The 17,573-nt window shown below is 61.0% G+C and carries 15 protein-coding genes; all 15 read right to left on the bottom strand.

The features are described from left to right. Window positions 1-132: 132 nt before the first annotated feature. The 15 genes from C811_RS14845 to C811_RS14780 all read right to left on the bottom strand — a co-directional run bounded on the left by C811_RS14845 (window position 133) and on the right by C811_RS14780 (window position 17,509). On the bottom strand, window positions 133-1,023 hold the full coding sequence (locus C811_RS14845; protein WP_016310519.1) for a 4Fe-4S binding protein: 891 nt from the start codon (window positions 1,021-1,023) through the stop codon (window positions 133-135). Between the two features lie 3 nt (window positions 1,024-1,026). After that, on the bottom strand, window positions 1,027-1,653 hold the full coding sequence (locus C811_RS14840) for a 4Fe-4S dicluster domain-containing protein (protein ID WP_031325536.1): 627 nt from the start codon (window positions 1,651-1,653) through the stop codon (window positions 1,027-1,029). Next, entirely contained in the window at window positions 1,650-2,405 is a 756-nt protein-coding gene (locus C811_RS14835) for a TorD/DmsD family molecular chaperone (protein WP_016310517.1), read from the bottom strand. Before C811_RS14835 ends, C811_RS14840 begins: the two co-directional genes overlap by 4 nt. A 78-nt stretch (window positions 2,406-2,483) precedes the next feature. Continuing rightward, window positions 2,484-3,296 carry a DmsC/YnfH family molybdoenzyme membrane anchor subunit gene (locus C811_RS14830; protein ID WP_016310516.1) on the bottom strand — a complete coding sequence of 271 codons (813 nt, stop codon included), beginning with the start codon at window positions 3,294-3,296 and terminating at the stop codon, window positions 2,484-2,486. Between the two features lie 13 nt (window positions 3,297-3,309). Next, the gene (locus tag C811_RS14825; protein ID WP_016310515.1) at window positions 3,310-3,936 is read right to left on the bottom strand and encodes a 4Fe-4S dicluster domain-containing protein; all 627 of its coding nucleotides are present in this window, start codon (window positions 3,934-3,936) and stop codon (window positions 3,310-3,312) included. Further along, complete coding sequence (locus C811_RS14820) at window positions 3,926-6,637, bottom strand: molybdopterin-containing oxidoreductase family protein (RefSeq protein WP_016310514.1); 2,712 nt, start codon at window positions 6,635-6,637, stop codon at window positions 3,926-3,928. Before C811_RS14820 ends, C811_RS14825 begins: the two co-directional genes overlap by 11 nt. A gap of 60 nt (window positions 6,638-6,697) precedes the next feature. Further along, a complete protein-coding gene (locus C811_RS14815; RefSeq protein ID WP_016310513.1) occupies window positions 6,698-7,438 on the bottom strand; it encodes a hypothetical protein in 741 nt (246 codons plus the stop codon). A 247-nt stretch (window positions 7,439-7,685) separates the two neighbouring features. Further along, on the bottom strand, window positions 7,686-8,054 hold the full coding sequence (locus C811_RS14810; protein ID WP_016310512.1) for a type II toxin-antitoxin system VapC family toxin: 369 nt from the start codon (window positions 8,052-8,054) through the stop codon (window positions 7,686-7,688). A gap of 61 nt (window positions 8,055-8,115) precedes the next feature. Beyond that, window positions 8,116-8,415 (bottom strand): hypothetical protein, encoded by a 300-nt coding sequence (locus C811_RS14805; RefSeq protein ID WP_016310511.1) that lies wholly within the window; start codon window positions 8,413-8,415, stop codon window positions 8,116-8,118. Between the two features lie 543 nt (window positions 8,416-8,958). Beyond that, on the bottom strand, window positions 8,959-10,701 hold the full coding sequence (locus C811_RS14800; RefSeq protein WP_016310510.1) for a toll/interleukin-1 receptor domain-containing protein: 1,743 nt from the start codon (window positions 10,699-10,701) through the stop codon (window positions 8,959-8,961). A gap of 40 nt (window positions 10,702-10,741) precedes the next feature. Next, window positions 10,742-11,425, bottom strand: coding sequence for a hypothetical protein (locus C811_RS14795; protein ID WP_016310509.1), 684 nt, complete (start codon window positions 11,423-11,425; stop codon window positions 10,742-10,744). Then, on the bottom strand, window positions 11,415-13,052 hold the full coding sequence (locus C811_RS16085) for an SPFH domain-containing protein (RefSeq protein WP_016310508.1): 1,638 nt from the start codon (window positions 13,050-13,052) through the stop codon (window positions 11,415-11,417). Before C811_RS16085 ends, C811_RS14795 begins: the two co-directional genes overlap by 11 nt. Window positions 13,053-13,130: 78 nt before the next feature. Then, window positions 13,131-14,585, bottom strand: a complete 1,455-nt coding sequence (locus C811_RS14785) for a hypothetical protein (protein WP_016310507.1) — start codon at window positions 14,583-14,585, stop codon at window positions 13,131-13,133. A gap of 34 nt (window positions 14,586-14,619) precedes the next feature. Further along, entirely contained in the window at window positions 14,620-15,249 is a 630-nt protein-coding gene (locus C811_RS16775) for a hypothetical protein (protein ID WP_016310506.1), read from the bottom strand. Window positions 15,250-15,547: 298 nt separating this feature from the next. Next, window positions 15,548-17,509 (bottom strand): MDR family MFS transporter, encoded by a 1,962-nt coding sequence (locus tag C811_RS14780; RefSeq protein ID WP_035009693.1) that lies wholly within the window; start codon window positions 17,507-17,509, stop codon window positions 15,548-15,550. Window positions 17,510-17,573 lie beyond the last annotated feature (64 nt).

Raw genomic sequence — 17,573 nt, 5'->3', positions numbered from 1 at the left:
CTCCCCTTCTCGTTTTTCAGGGCGGACCGGAAAACCGACCGGCCGCCTTCGACGCTTCCTTTCCGTTGGACGGAATACACAGACGCATAGGGGCGATCGCGCCGCAGATGCCGGCGGCCCCCCGATGCCAACCTAGGCCAGGGCCACGGGCTCCTCGTCTTCCGAAAGGCACGCCTCCGCAGTCGAGGGGGATGCGGCCGGCAGACCTTCCGACACCGGCGCCTTCTTGCGTGCCAAGAAGGGGAAGCTGATGGCATGGGCCGGGCAGACGTCCTTGCACTCGCCGCACTTGGTGCACTCCGCCAGAGAGACCGACTCGGCCGGGTGGTGCAAATCGATACCCTCGGGGCACACCTCGGCGCAACGGGAGCAGGTGCCGCCCGCGCATTGCAAGCATGCGTCTTCGGCCACGGCCGGCCTGAAGGTGCGGTTCAGTCGCGAGATGAGACCGAGCAGGGCCCCCAGGGGGCAGAAGCGATGGCACCATTTGCGCAGCAGCACCACCTCCAGCACCAAGATGAGGGGGAACACGAGAAGCGACAGCGTCACCTCGCTGAACTGGAACACGCGCCACAGGGCGACGAAGGTGGCTACCGTGAGTCCCACCGGGCAGATGAGGCAGAACACCGGGAACCCAAAGGCCGCCGTCGTAAGCACCGTGGCACCGAGAACCCAGTTGCGCGAATCGTTCGCACCATCGCGCTCAGCCGGCCGGGGTTTGTCGGCCGGCCGCTCCTTCACCCCGAAAACCCGGCGCAGAAGCGGCACCGGGCAGCCCCAAGCGCAAAACGCGCGCCCCACCAGGGCAACCAGGGCCACCACAACGGCAAGGCCGATCAGAAGCGGTGGCACGATGGTACGCGAGGCGATGGCCGCCTCGATGCCACCCAAAGGACAGATGGCCGCGATGTCGGCAATGCCCCAGGCAGAGGGCGTCCCCGTACCCGTATGCACCGCCAGCCCCACGCCCACCAGCCCCAGGACGCCGACAGCCGCCAACGTCCGCTTCGTTGCGAGCTTCATGGCCTATACCTCCATCTCGCTGCCGTCTTCCACGACCGTGCGGCCCAAGGCCCCGGCCACATCGGGGGGCACCACCACAATGCCCCGGCGCGTACCGCCGGCGAACGTGCCGTACACGAGCGCGGTGCACTCGAACTCGCACTGCCCGCAGCCGTTGCACAGCACTCCATCCACAACGGGATGCCCATCCACAAACGCAAGGGCCCCGAAGGCGCAGGAGTCCTCGCACACGGTGCAGCCCTGGAACCACGACAGGCAGCGGTCCTTCTGCACCACAGCCACGCCCAGCTTCTCGCTCTCCTCGTTGAAGGGGCGCAGGGCGCCGGTGGGGCAAACCTCGATGCACCGGTCGCAGAAATCGCAGTAGCCCTTGTGGAAATCGAGCACAGGCGTGCGGGCCCGCAGGAACCCATCGCCCACCGAAGCCACGGCGATGGCGCCGGTGGGGCACGCGCTGCGGCAACGGTCGCACTTCAGGCAGGCCGCCGCCAGGTTCCGCTCATCCTGGCCGCCCGGAGGCCGCAGAAGCTCCCCTTCGCCGGCGAAGGCCACGCCGACCCCGCCGACGCCGGCGCAGGCAGCGCAGGCGACGGCAAGGCCCACGAAGCTGCGGCGGGTGAGGCCGCTCACGACGCGGCCTCGCCTTCGGCCGCCCACGACGGGCGAACCTCCTCCACCGCATCGCCCAAGTCCAAAAGTTCCGCGATCTCAGCGAAGAACGCGCTCTCGGATTCAACGTAGCCGCGGGTCATGGTTGCCACGGCGCGATAGAAATCCGTCTGGGCAAACTCGTCGACGGCATCGCAGAATGCCGGCAGCCAGTTGGCCTGATGGTGCACGAAGAAGCTGCGCCCGAGATCGACGGCATCGGCCAGGGCCCCTGCATCATCGGCGGCGATGGCCGCGTTCGCCCGATCCGCCAGCTCGGCGACGAACTGCAACTCGAAACCGAGGTGGTCTTCAGGCGTGGTGTTGTCGGCGGGAAGATCGAGGCCGCCACGGCGATAGTAGCTCACGGCCCCATCGCGAGCATCCTGCATGAGGATGCGTTCTTCGCTGGTGAACACCGACTCGTAGGGCGGCGCCAGGATACGATCGTAGCTGCCGGCGCCGAGGAACACCCGAGCATAGTCGACGGCAAGCTCCTGACGCGTACCGCCATGGCGATGGCGCAGGTACTCGCGGATGGCGGCGAGACCCTCGTCGATCGTCGATCCGTCGCCGGCCGGCTCTACAGCGGCGAAGGCCTCAACCTGATCGTCGGTCAGCTCGTAGAGGAACAAACTGGCAAGGAAGCGGGCGAAGGCGGCCCGCGCATCGTTGGCCGCGCGCATCTCGCGCACCTCGGCGCGCTCGCAAAGCGGGATCGTCATCTCTTCCATAGGACAACTCCTCTTGAAACCTCGGTGACCGCCCGGCCGGATGAGGGAAATGCGGCCGGGCGGCGGGAAACAGTGAGACTAGATGCCCACGCCGAACAGCGACATGAGCGCGACAGATGCCGTCCACATGAGCACGCGGTAGGCAACCGACCCGATGAGCGCGCCGGCGGCAGCCACAACGGCCAACGGCAGGGCGCCCTCGGTCTTCTTCAGGCCCGTCACAGCGCAGGCCAGGGGGGCCACACCGCCGCAGATTACGACGCCCAGCCAGAACAGCACCGAGGCGTCACCGCCCATGACGCCGGAAGCGGCGCCGTAGACCAGAGCCGTCACCAGAGCGGCAACGGAGCCGACGAGGGTCTCGAGGGCGGCGAAAGAGAGGGCCTGGGCCTCTTCGCGGCGCACGGCACACAGCACGTACCACAGGGCGGTGCCGGAGGCCATGGCGCCACCGAGGTAGCCCAAGGGCAGCGCCACGGTGTTCCAGGCCAGCTGCGAGGCCATCATGTAGGACGACCCGCAGGAATAGCTGAAGATAGCGGCCATGGCCACGGCCACGACGCCGAGAACCTTGAGCGCCCCAGCTGAGGCCTCGCGCTTGTACAGCACGAGAAACGCAGCGGCCACCACCACATCGATGCCGAGGAGCAGCGCCTCCAGGAAGATGCCCGGAGCCGGATGGGCCAACACGGCCATGATGCGATCGACGTGGGACAAATGCGTCGCCGAGGCGATGCCTCCCACAATGATGAGCGCGATGCCGCAGATGACGGCCGGAACGACGGTCTTTCTGGCCAAGCCGCGGAAGGCATCGAGGCCGGCGCAGGCCACAAGCCACGCCCCTGCCCCGGAGAGAGCGGTGAACAGTACGAGGGACCATTGAATTTCCATGGGTGCTCCTAACTTACTCGGCCACGGGAGAGGCGGCCGTGTGCGGGTGGCCCTTGGGCTCTACGCGCTCCTGCCACTGCCCGATCATGCTGGTCATGATATAGCGGGTCGCCGGAGCGTTACCCACGTCCTGCAGAGTGTGGATCTCGGCTGCATCGTACTTCGCCAGCTCCTTGGACGCGTCGGAGTTCGGGTCGTCCAAGTCGCCGTAGAAACGAGCGCCGGCCGCACAGCTCTTCACGCAGGCAGGAAGCTTGTCTTGAGACGTGAGGTGCCCGCACAGGGTGCACTTCTCGACGCACTTCTCGGCCGCGTTCCACGAGCGCACGCCGTAGGGGCAGGCCATCATGCAGTACTTGCAGCCGATGCACTTCTCCTTGTCCACCAGCACGACGCCGTCCTCGTCGCGATAGCTGGCACCGGTGGGGCAGACCGACACGCAGGGGGCGTTCTCGCACTGCTGGCACATGGTGGGCAGAGCGTAGCGGGTCATGTCGGGATACTCCCCCACAGGCCCCACGGTGAGCACCTTCGACCAGCGCTCGCCCAGGGCCACGCCGTTTTCCATCTTGCAGGCCACCTCGCACCCGAAGCACCCGGTGCAGCGATCGAGGTTCACAACAATACAATTACGCGCCATAGTCGAACACATCCTCCGTCGCATCGCTGGGGGCGGGCATCCAGGGCTGGAACTGCTCGGGCCTCACCCACACGCTGTCCAAGATCTCGTCGTCGCTGGGGCTCACCTTCACCTGGAAGCCGCGCAGGGTGTAGGTGCCGTACTCCGGGTTGTAGGGCGGGTCGTTCTTAGTGAGCACATTGATGTTCATCACCTTGTAGGCCTGGGCCGGATCGTCGGAATCCAAAAGCTCGGGGGCCCAGAAGCGCTCCTGGTACACCACGCCCTTGGCGATGGCCGTGGTCACGTGGGCCATGCCATGGGTCTTGCCGCGGCGGCTCTCGATGTTGACCCACTGGCCATCGGCGATGCCGTACTTCTCGGCATCGGCGGGATGGATCCACATCTCGGGCACAGGGTAAATCTCGCGCAGGTAGGGAATATTGCGCAGGGTGCCGTGGTGGTACATGGGCAGGCGTCCCTCGGTGAGCACGAGCGGGTACTCGGTATCGGTCAAGGGCGACTCGGCCGGCTCCTGGTAGTAGCACAGAGGCTCGTAGTCGGCGCTTGCCGGAGGCAGCACGAGGGGCGCCTCCTCGGCACACTGCGACCACGGAGCACCGGTGCGACCCAGGATGATGTTCGACTCGCAGTACACTTCCAGTTTCTTGGAGGGTGTGCCGAAGCCCTTGGGCTTGCCGGGATTCTCCGGATCGTCGGCCAGATAGGTCTGATAGGTGCGGTACTCCTCGGGCGTGGCCCACTGGATAACGCCCTGCTCGCAAGCATCCTCCCAGCTCATCTCCAGCTTGTTCAGGTGCTGCTTCTGCTTCTCGTACTCGTTCTTATAGAACGGAGTGGTCATGCAAGCCGCCTCGTCGAAGGCCTTCGGGCAGTGCTCATTGCCCAGCTCCGCGCACTTCTGCACGATCTGGGTCCAGATGATGCCCTCTTCCACGGTCTCGAACAGATGGGTGACCGCCTGGCGCATGACGATGGTGTTCAGCTGCGGAATGGTGAGGTTGGTCTCCAACCACTCGGTGGTGGGAAGCAGCAGGTCGGCGCAGAGCACCGAGAAGGCGGTGGGGTACATGAAGCACTGCACCACGTAGTCCAGCTTCGGCACGATCTCGTCGAGACACGACGAGTTGCCGAGCACCACGTGCTTGTTGCCCGACCGCTCGATCCACATATGGATCTGGTACGGGTCGCCGTCCTTCATGGCCTTGAACACCGAGGGGATGTGCGCCATATCCCAGCACAGGATGCCCTTGTGCTCGATGGTACCGCAGCGCTTCATCACCTTCTCCTTGGAAAGCAGGCGCGGCGTGTTGCCCAGCTGGTCCTTGCAGGGGGCCGGAGCGAACTTCTGGAGCATAGTGCCGGGCTTTTCCACGTTGCCCATGAGGAACTCGAGGTTGAGGGCTCCCAGCGCGCACTGCTGGGACTGCACGTACTGGTCGATGCACACGCCCTGCATGATGCCGGACTGGCCGTTCGGGTCGGTGTATATCTCCAGGGCGCGCTCGATCTGGCCCGCGTCGAGCCAGCAGATCTCGGCGCCCTTCTCGAGCGTCCACTCCTCGCAGGACTCCTTGAGCAGCTGGCCGCCCGTGGGGCACTGCATCCCGTTTACCTCGAAGGTGCCGAACAAAGGTGCGGCCACGCCCTCGTTGAACGGATAGGTCACCACTACCGGCGCGTTGCTCGCCGGATCCCAGATGACATAGTCCTCGTCAGTGCCGGGAAGGCCGGCCTCGGTGGCCTTCAGCGTGAGACGCGTCTCGGGGTTGATGAGATAGGGCATGTTCGTCCAAGTACGGCAGAACTCCTCGTCGTACTTCTCGTTCTCCAGAATCCAGCGCGTCCAGGTGAGCAGCAGGGCGGCATCGGTGCCGGGGCGGATGGGCAGCCACACCTCGGCCTTGGCGGCATCCAGGGTATAGCGCGGGTCGATGACAACCGTGCGCAGCCCCTCCGGACGGTTGCGCAGCTCGGCCAGGGCGCGGCCGCCCGTGGCCACCGAGGAATTGGACGGATCGGTGCCCCACAGCACCAGGGACGTCACGGGACTATCGGTGTAGTAGTAGTCCCAGCCGTTGGAGTCGGAGAAGGACAGGTTGTTGGGCTTGCCGGCACCGTAGGCCAGAAGCGATGCGCCCATGCGGGGCAGGTAGCACTGCGAGCAGCCGGGCTCCCACACGTTCGGGGTGTTGATGGCCTCGCCGAAGCGCTTCACGTTCGAGAAGTGCGGGTTTCCGCCACCGCCCGTGGACACGGAGATGGCCTCAGAGCCGTATTTGTCGGACACCTCGTTGATCTTGGTGGCCACCTCGGTGAGCGCATCAGCCCAGGAGATACGCTCCCACTGGTTGGTGCCGCGCTCGCCCACACGGCGCATGGGATACTTGTTGCGGTTGGGATGGTAGAGCGCCTGGATGCCCGCCAGACCCTTGGCGCACACGCCGCCCTGGGACATGGGGCTTTCCGGATTGCCCTCGATCTTTACCACACGGCCGTCACGCACGTGGGCGAGCACGGCGCAGCTGGCAATGCAGGCGCGACACGAGGTCTTGATGATCTTCACCTCGCCGGCCTCATCGGCGTGGGCCGGATCAACCGCCGTCAGGCTGTCGGCAGCGCTGATGCCCAGCGCCGCCACCGCGCCCATGGCTGCCGATGATTTCAAGAATCCTCGGCGCGTAAGCGTGGCTTGGCTCATAAGCCTCCTCCTTCTACTCTCTCTTCTCTCTTGGTCTATGTCCCAGAAACGGTGGCGCGGCTAGGCCAGCAGCGCGCGCATGCGCTGGCCCGCCTCAGTCGTGCGCCAGACACCGTCCCATGAGATACCGTCAACGGTCTCCAGCTTGGAGATGAAGTAGCCGGGATAAACCTGTTTGGGAAACGCGAGGGCGGGGTGACCCGCTAGCGCCGCTTCGATGGCAGCCTTGGAGGCACCCTCCTCGCAGCAGGCGAGCACCGTATCGTAGGCGCTGCGATAGCCCTCGGGCTCGCCGGCCAGAAGCTCGCCGAAGCGCTTGGCGGGCTCGAACTCGTCGAGGGCCTCCCGGCCCAGGTCGGTGATGGCCAGCAGGTAGTCGGTGGGCTGGTCGGGAAGATCGCCAACTTCGGCATGGGCCTCGACCGCCTCGGCGTCGGCTGCCGCGGCATCGTCCTCGGGCGCCTCGGCAATCGCAGCATCGTCCTCGGGCACCGGGATGGATTCCACGGCTCCGCACTTCAGCAAGATGGCATAGAGCGCATGGGGGTTCTGCATGGTAAGGGCCATGGCACGCGAGCCTTCCATGGCCGCCTCGGCCTCGCGGAAGGGGCGCGGCTCGGGCACCTCGCGCAAGCATCCGAGCAGGGCGAGCGTGTTCGCGCGATTGGCTGTCACAGCCGCGCGAACCTCGGCATAGGTATGGACAACCTCCTCGGCAGTCTCGGCCGGTCGGGCCACATCGGCGGCAACGGCCTCGGCGGCCCGAGCCTGCGCTTCGTCTATCGTCGTGTTCTCGTTCATGGGGCTCTCCTCGCCTCTTGTGCGTTGCCTGCACTCTACCGAGAAACAATCGGGCCCCGAAACGTCCGCTATTGATGAAAAAGGGGGAATTCATTGGTGAGAGAGACATCAGAAGGGCCATCACCCATGGTTGGTGATGGCCCGATAAAACACCTGATCGCGGGCAGGTTTCGCTCGACTTTCGCCGCATCCCCGATCAGCTTTCGCCGCATAGGGAAAGAAGACCTGGCGGAGGGCGGTCGCCTCCCTAGAGCGGAGCCTCGCCGTAGTCGAGGCTCCGCTCTTCGCGCATGAGCGCGGCCCATGCATCGGGCGAGAGCGCCGGAACGGCGGATCGGGAGAACCCCTTGGCATCGCGGGTGATGAGGTAGTCGGCACCCGTCTTCTCGGCGGCAAGCGCGATCAGGCAGTCCTCGAGGTCGTCCCAGCCAAGATGGGCTGCCCGTTCGAGGGCGGCCCCCGTCAGATCGACGGGGGCTATTACCGTGAGCGTCTTCGCAATGGCAGTCTGCAACCGCGCCGGTTCGACGTAACGGCTCAGGACGTAGAAGGCATCGACGAAGGACTGGGCAGGAGCCCACAGTCGCGCGTCGCCAAAAAATCCCGCGATGACCACTTTCTAAGCAGCGGGAAAGAACGGCTCCTTGCGACCCAGGTAGTCGATGAGCACATTGGTATCAAGCAAGAGATTCATAGCGCTCCCGCTTTCCGTCCCTCAGGATCGCCCGGTAGTCGCCATCGGGCGCATCGCCTCCCCAGTCGACGTCGATCGTCGAGGCCGCCAGGAACGCGTCGAGTTCCTCCCCGCTCGGCCGCGGAGGAGCGGCGGCGGCCGGCAGCTCGCGCTTTTCGAGAAGGTAATCGAAGGCGCTGTTGATAAGATCCGACGTATTCGCCCCCAAGGAGGCGAGCACGCCCCTCGAAGCGTCCTTCTTCGCCTGCGGCACCCGCGCGCTTACCAGTACGTTCGCGGCCATCGCAACCTCCTATCAAGATTGTTATACGTATAACATACCTAACAGGGGCCGTCAAGAAGAACGGGCCTCCGGCTCTCTTCGTGCCAGCAGCCCGGACGCGCCCTTGGTTTTGGGCGCGCTGACACGGGTCCCGGCGAAGTTTGCACGAGCAAGCTGGACGCCCGTATCGCCTATGCGCTCCGCCCGCACGAGTTCGCGTGGCCGTATGCCACGGCCACGTCCCGCTGCGTGAGCCGGTCGCGATCTGCGCCCTTGGGAATAACCTCCCTGAGCTCCACGTGGTTCTTCTCGCAGGCCTCCCTTCTGCCCGGGCTTCACTGGGTCGCAACAGAACATGCTGGCGCGCCCGGCACCGTCGAAGCCCTCCCCCTATCTTATAGAAGCCCGGGAACTGGCCTCCCCGATTCCTCCTCACTAAACAGCTTCTATTATGCGCCAAACACTCGACAGCTCACAGTTTAGTGGAGATCCCCTTTTGCCACTGCCAAGATGCAAACACCGTCTTGGCGCTAAGCACCGCGCCACATAAAAGATCACGCAATCTCAGGCAACTGTAGCAGCAAATTCTGCCAGAGTTGGCAGGGGGTGACGCTTGCGCACGCTGTTTTCAGTAGCCGAAATCTCCGAATCCCGCTTTGCGAGCGCCTCATTAAGCCGAGTGCGGTGCCCCTCCCTCGCCTCGTCGGTCGAGTCGAGGGCTCTCACTCTTTCGTCTGCCCAGCCAATACGAGTATCGATCTCTCTACGCCGAGGAACATCAAAGAGAGGCAGCGACGCCCTCTGCCGTTTTAGCTGCGAAATCTCCATCTGCAATTGAACCCTCTCTTGCATAACCGAAGACTCAAGAGCTCCTATCTGTTCGCGGATCGTCGCTATTTCCGGCTCATGCCGTTCCATAATGGCATTGACGAGAGGTGCCAGCTCTTCTTGTATGGCAGCCTCAACCGCTATACAAGCCGCCTCGTACTTCCTTTTCGCTTCCGCGAGCTCTCGCCTCCGCCTCCTTGCCTCTTGTTCTTTGCGCCGCGCAAGCTCTTCAGCTTTTTTCGCCGCGGCAACATTAACATCATTTATCTCAATCGCAGCGGCAAGCACGCGAATCAGCTCGGGACTCGCAAATTGCATGGCTCTCTGGAAATTCCTATCTCCCTCATAAGCAACGATGTCATTTTTCAACGCATCGAGCGAGGCAATCCGTCTCGCCGCCAGAAATTTGCCCAAATACGCGTAACCGTCAGACGGGTCGGCGTCCAACGCTCGTTCGAAAAAGGAATCCGCCTTCTCGAACTCCCCGTCTTCGAGGGCCATATTCCCTCGCTGCGAAAGTGCCGATGCGCCGCAGGCCACAGGACCAGCGGCAACCGGGCTGATCGTCGAGGCCCTTTCTTGACGGACGCCGACAATTTTCGTAACGCCGTGCACCAAATCTTGCAGATACCCCAACTTCCCCAAATCCTGCGCCTGCAATCGCGCAAGCTTCTTGGGGAGCTCTTCGGGACTGAGGTATTTATAGCAGGGCACGATAGTCTTTCTCTCGCCTTGCTCGATCAGCTTGAGAAAGCGCAGCCATTCGTTCTTGACCCACACCTCATTGAAGTATTTCTTCTTCGTTCCGAGCACCAGCATGATTCGAGCTGAATGCAGCGCCGAGAAGATGATCGGCTCGTACTCATTTCCCAGCTTGTCCTCAAGTGAGATACGGGAGAAGAACACGCGAAGGCCACGCTCTGACAGAGCATCGTAAATTTCTTGGCCGATGACGCTGTCCTCGGTTCTGCCGCCATCGCCATCGGACTCCTTGTAGCAGATGAAGATGTCATAGGAATCGCTTGTCGCCACCATGCCCGCAATCTGCGCACGAATCCTCTCTAACTCCGTCGCCTCGCTCTCGTAGACCCTCCTCGCCACGGCATCGGCGTGGACAACAGCCTGCCGATACCCATCGCATTCAAGCACGCTTTCAAAGGATGCGCGGTGGCATGTGGGGATCTTCTTCCCCGATGCCGGATCGTCAACATACTCAATACCGTAGCGGCAAAGCACCAAGCCCCAATGGGCCTCCGCTTCTTCGGGAAAATCGGCGATAATGCCCTCATACAGCCTAAGCGCCGCATCGAACTCGCAGGATCGGCGCAAGCTATCAGCGCGCTCGAACATGCGCAGTTTCTTTTTATCATCTGCACTCGGAACGGTCTGGCTTGTACCGCAATACCCGCACTGACACACCGATGCGCCCTCGGTCACATCGAGATCTCCGCCGCACATCTTGCATTTCAAAATCGGCATGGTTTAACCCGTCCGTTCTGTATTGCCGCACGCTTCGACGTTATTTGCTTAGACGGCAGAGGTTGTTTCGCTCTTTTAAATTGGCGAGCATCCTTTGCGTCACAATACTTGCGGATGCAATATTGCCCGTTACCACCGCAAATCGCAGCGTCAGCATATCAGCCGCCAGCCCACCCTCAAGCAGAACCGTCGCCTCACAAGAAACAGGGTCGCTGAACCTAAGGGCGGTTGCAAGCTGCGAGAGCTCTTGCCGCAAGGCCGCATCATCACAGCGGGACAACAGACCCTCAGCTTCTATGCGAAGCTTTTGCATAGAAGACGTATCAGCCCTCCCCCGAGCATCTTGCTTCTCCACTTCACCACGCGCCGTCTCTACCGCAAGACCACCTACCAGCACAAAAGCGAGAGTGGCCCCGTTGAGCACAAGATAAACCCAAAGCGGTACCTGGCCAGCAAGGAGCATCTCGCCGACGCTGACCACAAACTGCACGACCAAATAAATGACACCAATACGCGCAACAGGGAACCCGTAGACTCTGCTTTTCGCCGACGTCCCCGGCCTGAAGAAAGCGCTCTGGAAAAAATAGAGCTGTGCCGCAATAGCAATCATGCCGAACCCATAGGCAATCCAAAATCCTTCATTTCGCATAAAGGGAACTGCAAAGGCTACGAGACTGAACACTGCCGCAACCGCGATGACAGCAAGAGCAGTTTTAACTTTCATCGTTCTCTCCCTTTTTCCGACCGCAGTTACTGCAGAAATTGCCCATGTTTTCCCGCTGCCCGCAACAGCAATCCCAAAGGCTCGCCGATGGCGAGGCAAACGATGCCCCTCTGCCAGCAAAACCGTTCTGCGGATTCATGTTCTGCATGACATTACCTATTTGTGGAGCGATGGCCCCCGCCATGGCAAGGCCGATGCCAACACCCATCATGTCGCCCGTGATGCCACCACCCCCGGTCTCGCCTCCGACAGAGCCCATGTTTCCGATACCGGCCGCATAGGCCTTCTGCACCTCAGCCTGGAGTACATCACGTTCGTTGTAACCTTGAGCCCTCATAACCTCGGCTTCAGCCAGACCGGCAAGACTCACCGCCTTTGCCTCAGCCTCAGCGGCAATAACCGTTCTCTCGGCCTCCCGCCTCAACACTTCGGTTTCGGTGAGCTGCCGCTGCAGTACTGCTTCGCGACGCGCAGCTTCGATAGCGGCCTGGCTTTGCTCCTCAGCCGTCCGGTATTGCTGCTCACTTTGAGCCTGTGCGACCTTCACGGTGGCCTCAGCCTGATACAACCGCGTTTGCAGCGTGATGGTATGCAGCTCTCTGATTCGTCTGAAATGAGGATCATCCTCGGGTAAGACGATATTGGTGACATAGAACTGGGGAATGGTCAGACCGTATTCCTCGAACCCGGGAAGCAACCCCTTCCGAAGACGCTGGGAGATAAGTTCTAAGTAGGCATCTATCTCAAGAATGTCTATGGCCTCTTCATAAAGGATCTTGGTGAGTTGTGTTTTAACCTCGTTCGCAATGAGCGGCCGGAACGATTCCGAGAGCGATTGGGCAAAGCCAGCATCGTCGCCCCATGCAACACCGCGCATAGTGCCGACGATCTTCACCACCAACTTCCGCGAGTCCTGCACGAGCAAGTTCAACGTACCCGAAGCTCCAATTTGAAGGGGAACGCCCGTCAGGGGATCGATGAATCGCAGCTTGTCGGGTGTTCCCCATTTGACGGCCATCGAAACGACCTTGTTGATGAAATAAACCTCGGAATGGAACGTGCCTTCAGACCCCGTCGGCAGCACATAGGCCTTGTCCAGAAGCGGAAGTTGCTGGGTTTCCAGCGTGTACCGTCCCGGCCCAAACAAGTCGAGAGCCTGACCGTCTTTGAAGAAAAGGGCTTCTTGGCTTTCATGCACGATGAGCTGGGAGCCATAGCGAAAATCCTCGATAGGCGATTTCCACACAAACGCGCCATTGTCGCCCTCATACTTGATGACACTCGCAAGCTCTTCGCTCTTTACCGCCTTAGACGCAAGACGCTCCTGCACATCATTATCAAACTCGCAAAGGGGACACTCATAATGAGCGGCCCCTTTCGCGGCCGACAGTTGGGCCCCGCATTGTTTACAAGAAAACGTTGCCAACCTTTGCCCCGTTGCGAAATCGCTCGTCTTGGTATGGCATACGGGACAGACAGCATCTTTTCCCTTTGTCTGGTCATAGACAAAAGTGTTGCCACATTGGGGACATTCCCGCGACGCAAGCGCCTCGCTTTTGACGTTGATCGTATGGCCGCAAGAGCACAGAATACGCTTGCTTGCAAAGAGACCCTTATTCGCCTTCACAGGTTTTCCGCACCGTGGGCATTCTATAACAAAAGAGGACATAGCCATCACCGCCGATTTCTTCGCAAGAGTCGTGGGTTATGGCTGATACTGGAGGTCAACCGAAGAATCATCTTCGCCGCCACTGAAATGGTTTTCATACCGGTACTGACGCTCGGCTTCTATCTGCTCCTCTTCAGCAATGTGATTCGAGGATGCCACTATGCCAGAAATAATGCCAAAGGCGAGAACAACTGCGATCGCCGCAATTGTCACCATATTGAGTAAACGCACTTGCTTCTTCTGCTTTCCAATGGTCGAAACAACCAGATCGCGGCTCATGGACACATTGCCCGAATGGTCAGTCAGCCATCGCTCAATGGTGCTTTTCTTATCAGCTTCGGGAATTGCATCGTTTTGCACCAACTCCAGCACTTGCTTTCTCATAAGTTGGCCATCGGACTCAAACTGCTTTTTTTCCTTCTTCATCTTATTGGAGGTCATCTGCATGAGCGCAAAGCGCATTCCGCAACAAACCGCCGCGATGAGAAGAGAGATGGATATCGCCCCCAATATAGAGTACTCAAGATAGTCCTCTGCCACATATGGGGTACGGAAGCCCAGCAGCGAGAAGAGCCAAGAGGCAATGAGAAGCACGGGAACAGCCAAGAGAAACAGGGTCTTTCGCGAGCAGCCGCTATTCTTCGAAAGAACCTCATCGAGCGCTTCAGATTGCTCCTTGACTGAATCATCCACAGGACGAGGACCGAATAGGTAATCGCCCTCGGCGGCTCCGCCGCTGAGGAAACACTCGTAAGATTCTCCTTCGTACTGATAGACTACGTGATATACACCAAGAAGAAAATCGGATCTCGTGCTTTCCCGAACATTAAAAGAACAGAGGGAAAAGTCCTCGAACCTATCACCGGGTACGTCCCTTTGAGCATATCGGGCCATGTCCGAAAGAGACTCGCTTTCCGCACGTTCCTGGGCATCAGCCTTCGAAACCGTCTCTGGCATGAGGTGGTAATCATTGAGATAATCTTCATCCGCCTCGATAAATTGATTGCTCTCGAAATGAGCCGCCCAATCGAGCGACGGAAGCTCGCATGTGGCAACGCGCTGCATGAGCTTCAGGGGACCGACATCTCCGTCACTCTGCCAAACCGCATCGACCACCGTACGCGTCTTTGTATCATAAACTGTTCGGGAAAGAGGCTGCCGATAACGCTTTACAGGTTCTCGTACTCCAGCTATATTCTCGAAGTCACATCCTCCTGTCTTGTGCTCTTTCCCACGATAGTCAATATAGACCGTTTCTTCCCGGGCGACCTGGTACTCTTCTTCGTGCTCATTAATGCTCGTCGCGGTCCAGGTTGCTGCGCAAACCATGTCATAGTCTGCATAAGGATAATATTCCCGGCGGATCTCACACGTGGCCTTGTAAGCGACATCGATAGGAACATGCGGGTCATCGGTCAAGAGACTCAACCACTCACGTTTTGCCTCATCTTCGGTTTTGAGGAACTTCGTCGCCCTCACCTTGTCACTCATGCTAACCTCTCTTTCTCTCAACCAAGATCATCCATCAGATCTGTGGCTCCCTTTCCAACGCCTCACTTCCCCAGAGGAGGCAATCGGCTTTCTTCGTTGCAGAAATATGCACATAACGCGGCAAAAGCGCATCGAACTGAGCGATGAAAGCACCGCCCTCGTCGCTGGCCAAGAACTGGTGGTAGAACTTTTGCAAATCGGCATAGCTTTGCTCAGCCGCCTGAAGCCGCACAGCACAGTTGGCATAGTGAGAGGGAATCGCAAGATGGGTATAGCCGCTTGCGTTCAGCAGGCGAACTACTCGGCTGTCCCAAATGGGCTGATCGTCATCGAGCATTGCCAGCATCTTGCTCACGAAAGATACTTCAACGCGTCCTGTTTTCTCGTAAACCTCATGCAGCAACGTGGGAAAACCGATTTCACGGGTAGTTCGCGCTTCTTGAAAGATGCCATAGAATGCTGCCTGCCAAGACGCTGACCGACGCACACGATATAGAGCATTGAATGCTCGTTGGAATTCTCTGTCGGCAAACACGCAGGAAGTAGCATCTTCAACGAAACGCCTGAGTGCAACGTATTGTCGAAGCCCATAATACGAAGCCAGAGCATCTTGAACTGAGCGCTGTGGCGAAAGCACCTCAGCAGAAGCAGAAGCGGCGACCATGTTCTGGATCCTCTCTCGAATACCCGAGGGCGGATCCTTAGCTCGCATCGCGGTAGTGCATATCGACCGCTTGGAGAAGGGTGTCCACCCAATGTCGCCAAACAGTCCTTACCACGCAAACACGCGTTGCAGGGAGGGCAGACACCCTTCTGCAAACCCGTGTTTGCGGGAGCGTAGTATTAGACTGTTTGGCGGGACACAGGATAGCACACTCCCCTTGACTTAGCGGCAAAAACCCCGCCTTCCAAAGAAAGCGGGGCTTATCAGGTGAAAAAGAGGGGCTGAGAGGCTCTCCTAATTACTTCTCCAAAGCGTCGATGGCCTCCACGAGGGAGCGCATGATGTTGCGGCGGGACAGGGTGCCGACGAGCTTGCCGTCCTGCACCACGGGCACCTTCTTGATGCGCTTGGCGGCGAACAGCGAGCACACCTCGTCGACGGGCGTGGCGGCGTCCACGGAGATCACGCGCTTGGTGGCCACGGCCATGACGTTCAAGGCCAGAAGGTCGCGCAGACGGCTGGCCTCGGTCTCGTCATCGATGTAGCGGTAGCCGTTCAGCAGCGTGGAGTCCAACAGCGCGATCTCGGTCTTGCCCAGATAGCTCGCCACGTCGCCGTCGGACACGAAGCCCACCAGATCGCCTGCCGCATTCACCACGGGAAGGCCGCTCGTCTGGTTGGCATCCATCAGGCGAATGACCTCGGCCATGGCAGCGGTGTCCCGTGCGCACACCGGCTCGCGGTTCATCACCTCGGCCGCTGTATAGGTGTGATCCGGATCGAGGGCATCGCCCTCGGTCGCGTCCACGGTCACGCCGTCGAAGCCGGCAGCGTAGTCGACGGGCTCCTGGCCGCGCTCGGCCGCCGTCGCGGCTACGGCCCCGGCCGTGCGCGCCTTGTCGCGCACGAAGAACAGGATGATCAGCGCCGCCACGCACATCAGCGCGAAGGTGGTGATGAAGGCCATGTGGTCACCCAGATACGACTGCTCCAGCGCCGGGGCGTCGGGAGCCACGGCCGGAGCAAGCGCGGAAATGGACACGAGCACGGCCGTGCCCATGGAGGCGGCCACCTGGTTCAGGGTGTTCGACACGCCCTGGGCGTGCTGGATGACGCTGTTGGGCAGCGAGTTCACACCCCAGGTGTTCAGCGGCGTCATGGTGAACTGCAGGCCCACCACGAGCACCGTGTAGGTGAGCGTCAGGGTGATGAATCCGCTGTCGATGCCCAGGCGCACCAGGCCCGAGGCGCCCAGCACCGCCACGATCACGCCGGGAATGACCACGCGGCGCACGCCGAAGCGGTCGAACATGCGGCCCGACACGAGGCCCATGAAGGCGCCGATAAGCGCTCCGGGCAGCATGGCCACGCCCGACATGGTAGCCGAGAAGCCGAGCACGCCCTGGATGTAGAGCGGCGTGATGACGCCCGTGCCCATAAGCGCCGCCTGCACGATGACGATAATGATGACCGAGGTGGCGTACTTGCGCGTGCCCAAGATGCCCACCTGCAGCATGGGCTCGGGCAGCTTCAGCTGGCGGCGCACGTACAGCAGGCACAGCACCAAGCCCGCTACCATGAGCGCCACGGTGACGATCATGTTATCGGTGGAGGCGAAGGTGGAAAGCCCGTAGAGCAGGCACACGAGGCCCACCGTGCACAGCACCACCGACAGCTTGTCGAAGGGGGCGCGGGCGAAGTCGCCGTAGTTCTTCAGCACTGCCACGGCCAGCACGATGACCACCACCGACAGCGCCGTCACGACGCCGAACAAGGCGCGCCAGCCCACCGAGTCCACCAGCAGGCCCGCCACAGAGGGGCCCACGGCCGGGGCGAAGCCGATGATGAGCCCGATAACGCCCATGGCCGTGCCGCGCTTCTCGCGAGGGAACACGAGCAGGATCACCGTGAACACCATGGGCATCGACATGCCCGTGCACGCCGCCTGCAACACGCGGCCCAGCAGCAGCACCCAAAAGTTGGGCGCAATAGCCGCCGCCAGGCTGCCAGCCGTGAACAGCGCGAACGCCGAGATGAACAGCTGGCGCGTGCTGAACCGCCCGATCAAGTAGGCCGACAGCGGAATGACGACCGCCTCCACGAGCGAGTAGCCGCTCGTCAGCCACTGCACCGTGGTGGCGTCCACCGCCAAGTCGTTCATGATGGCCGGCAGTGCCGGCGACAGCAGCGTCTGGTTCAACACCGCCAGAAGCACGCCCACCAAAAGCACGCCCACCATAACCAATTCTTTTCTCTCCACGCCTAAAGCCATGCTCGTCCAACCTCTCTCGTCTCGTCCGTGAAAAAAGCGAATGTTCTGATGC

Origin of the sequence: Adlercreutzia caecimuris B7 (assembly GCF_000403355.2) — a bacterium.
Classification (GTDB): domain Bacteria; phylum Actinomycetota; class Coriobacteriia; order Coriobacteriales; family Eggerthellaceae; genus Adlercreutzia; species Adlercreutzia caecimuris.
This window is presented reverse-complemented; position numbering and strand designations above follow the sequence as displayed.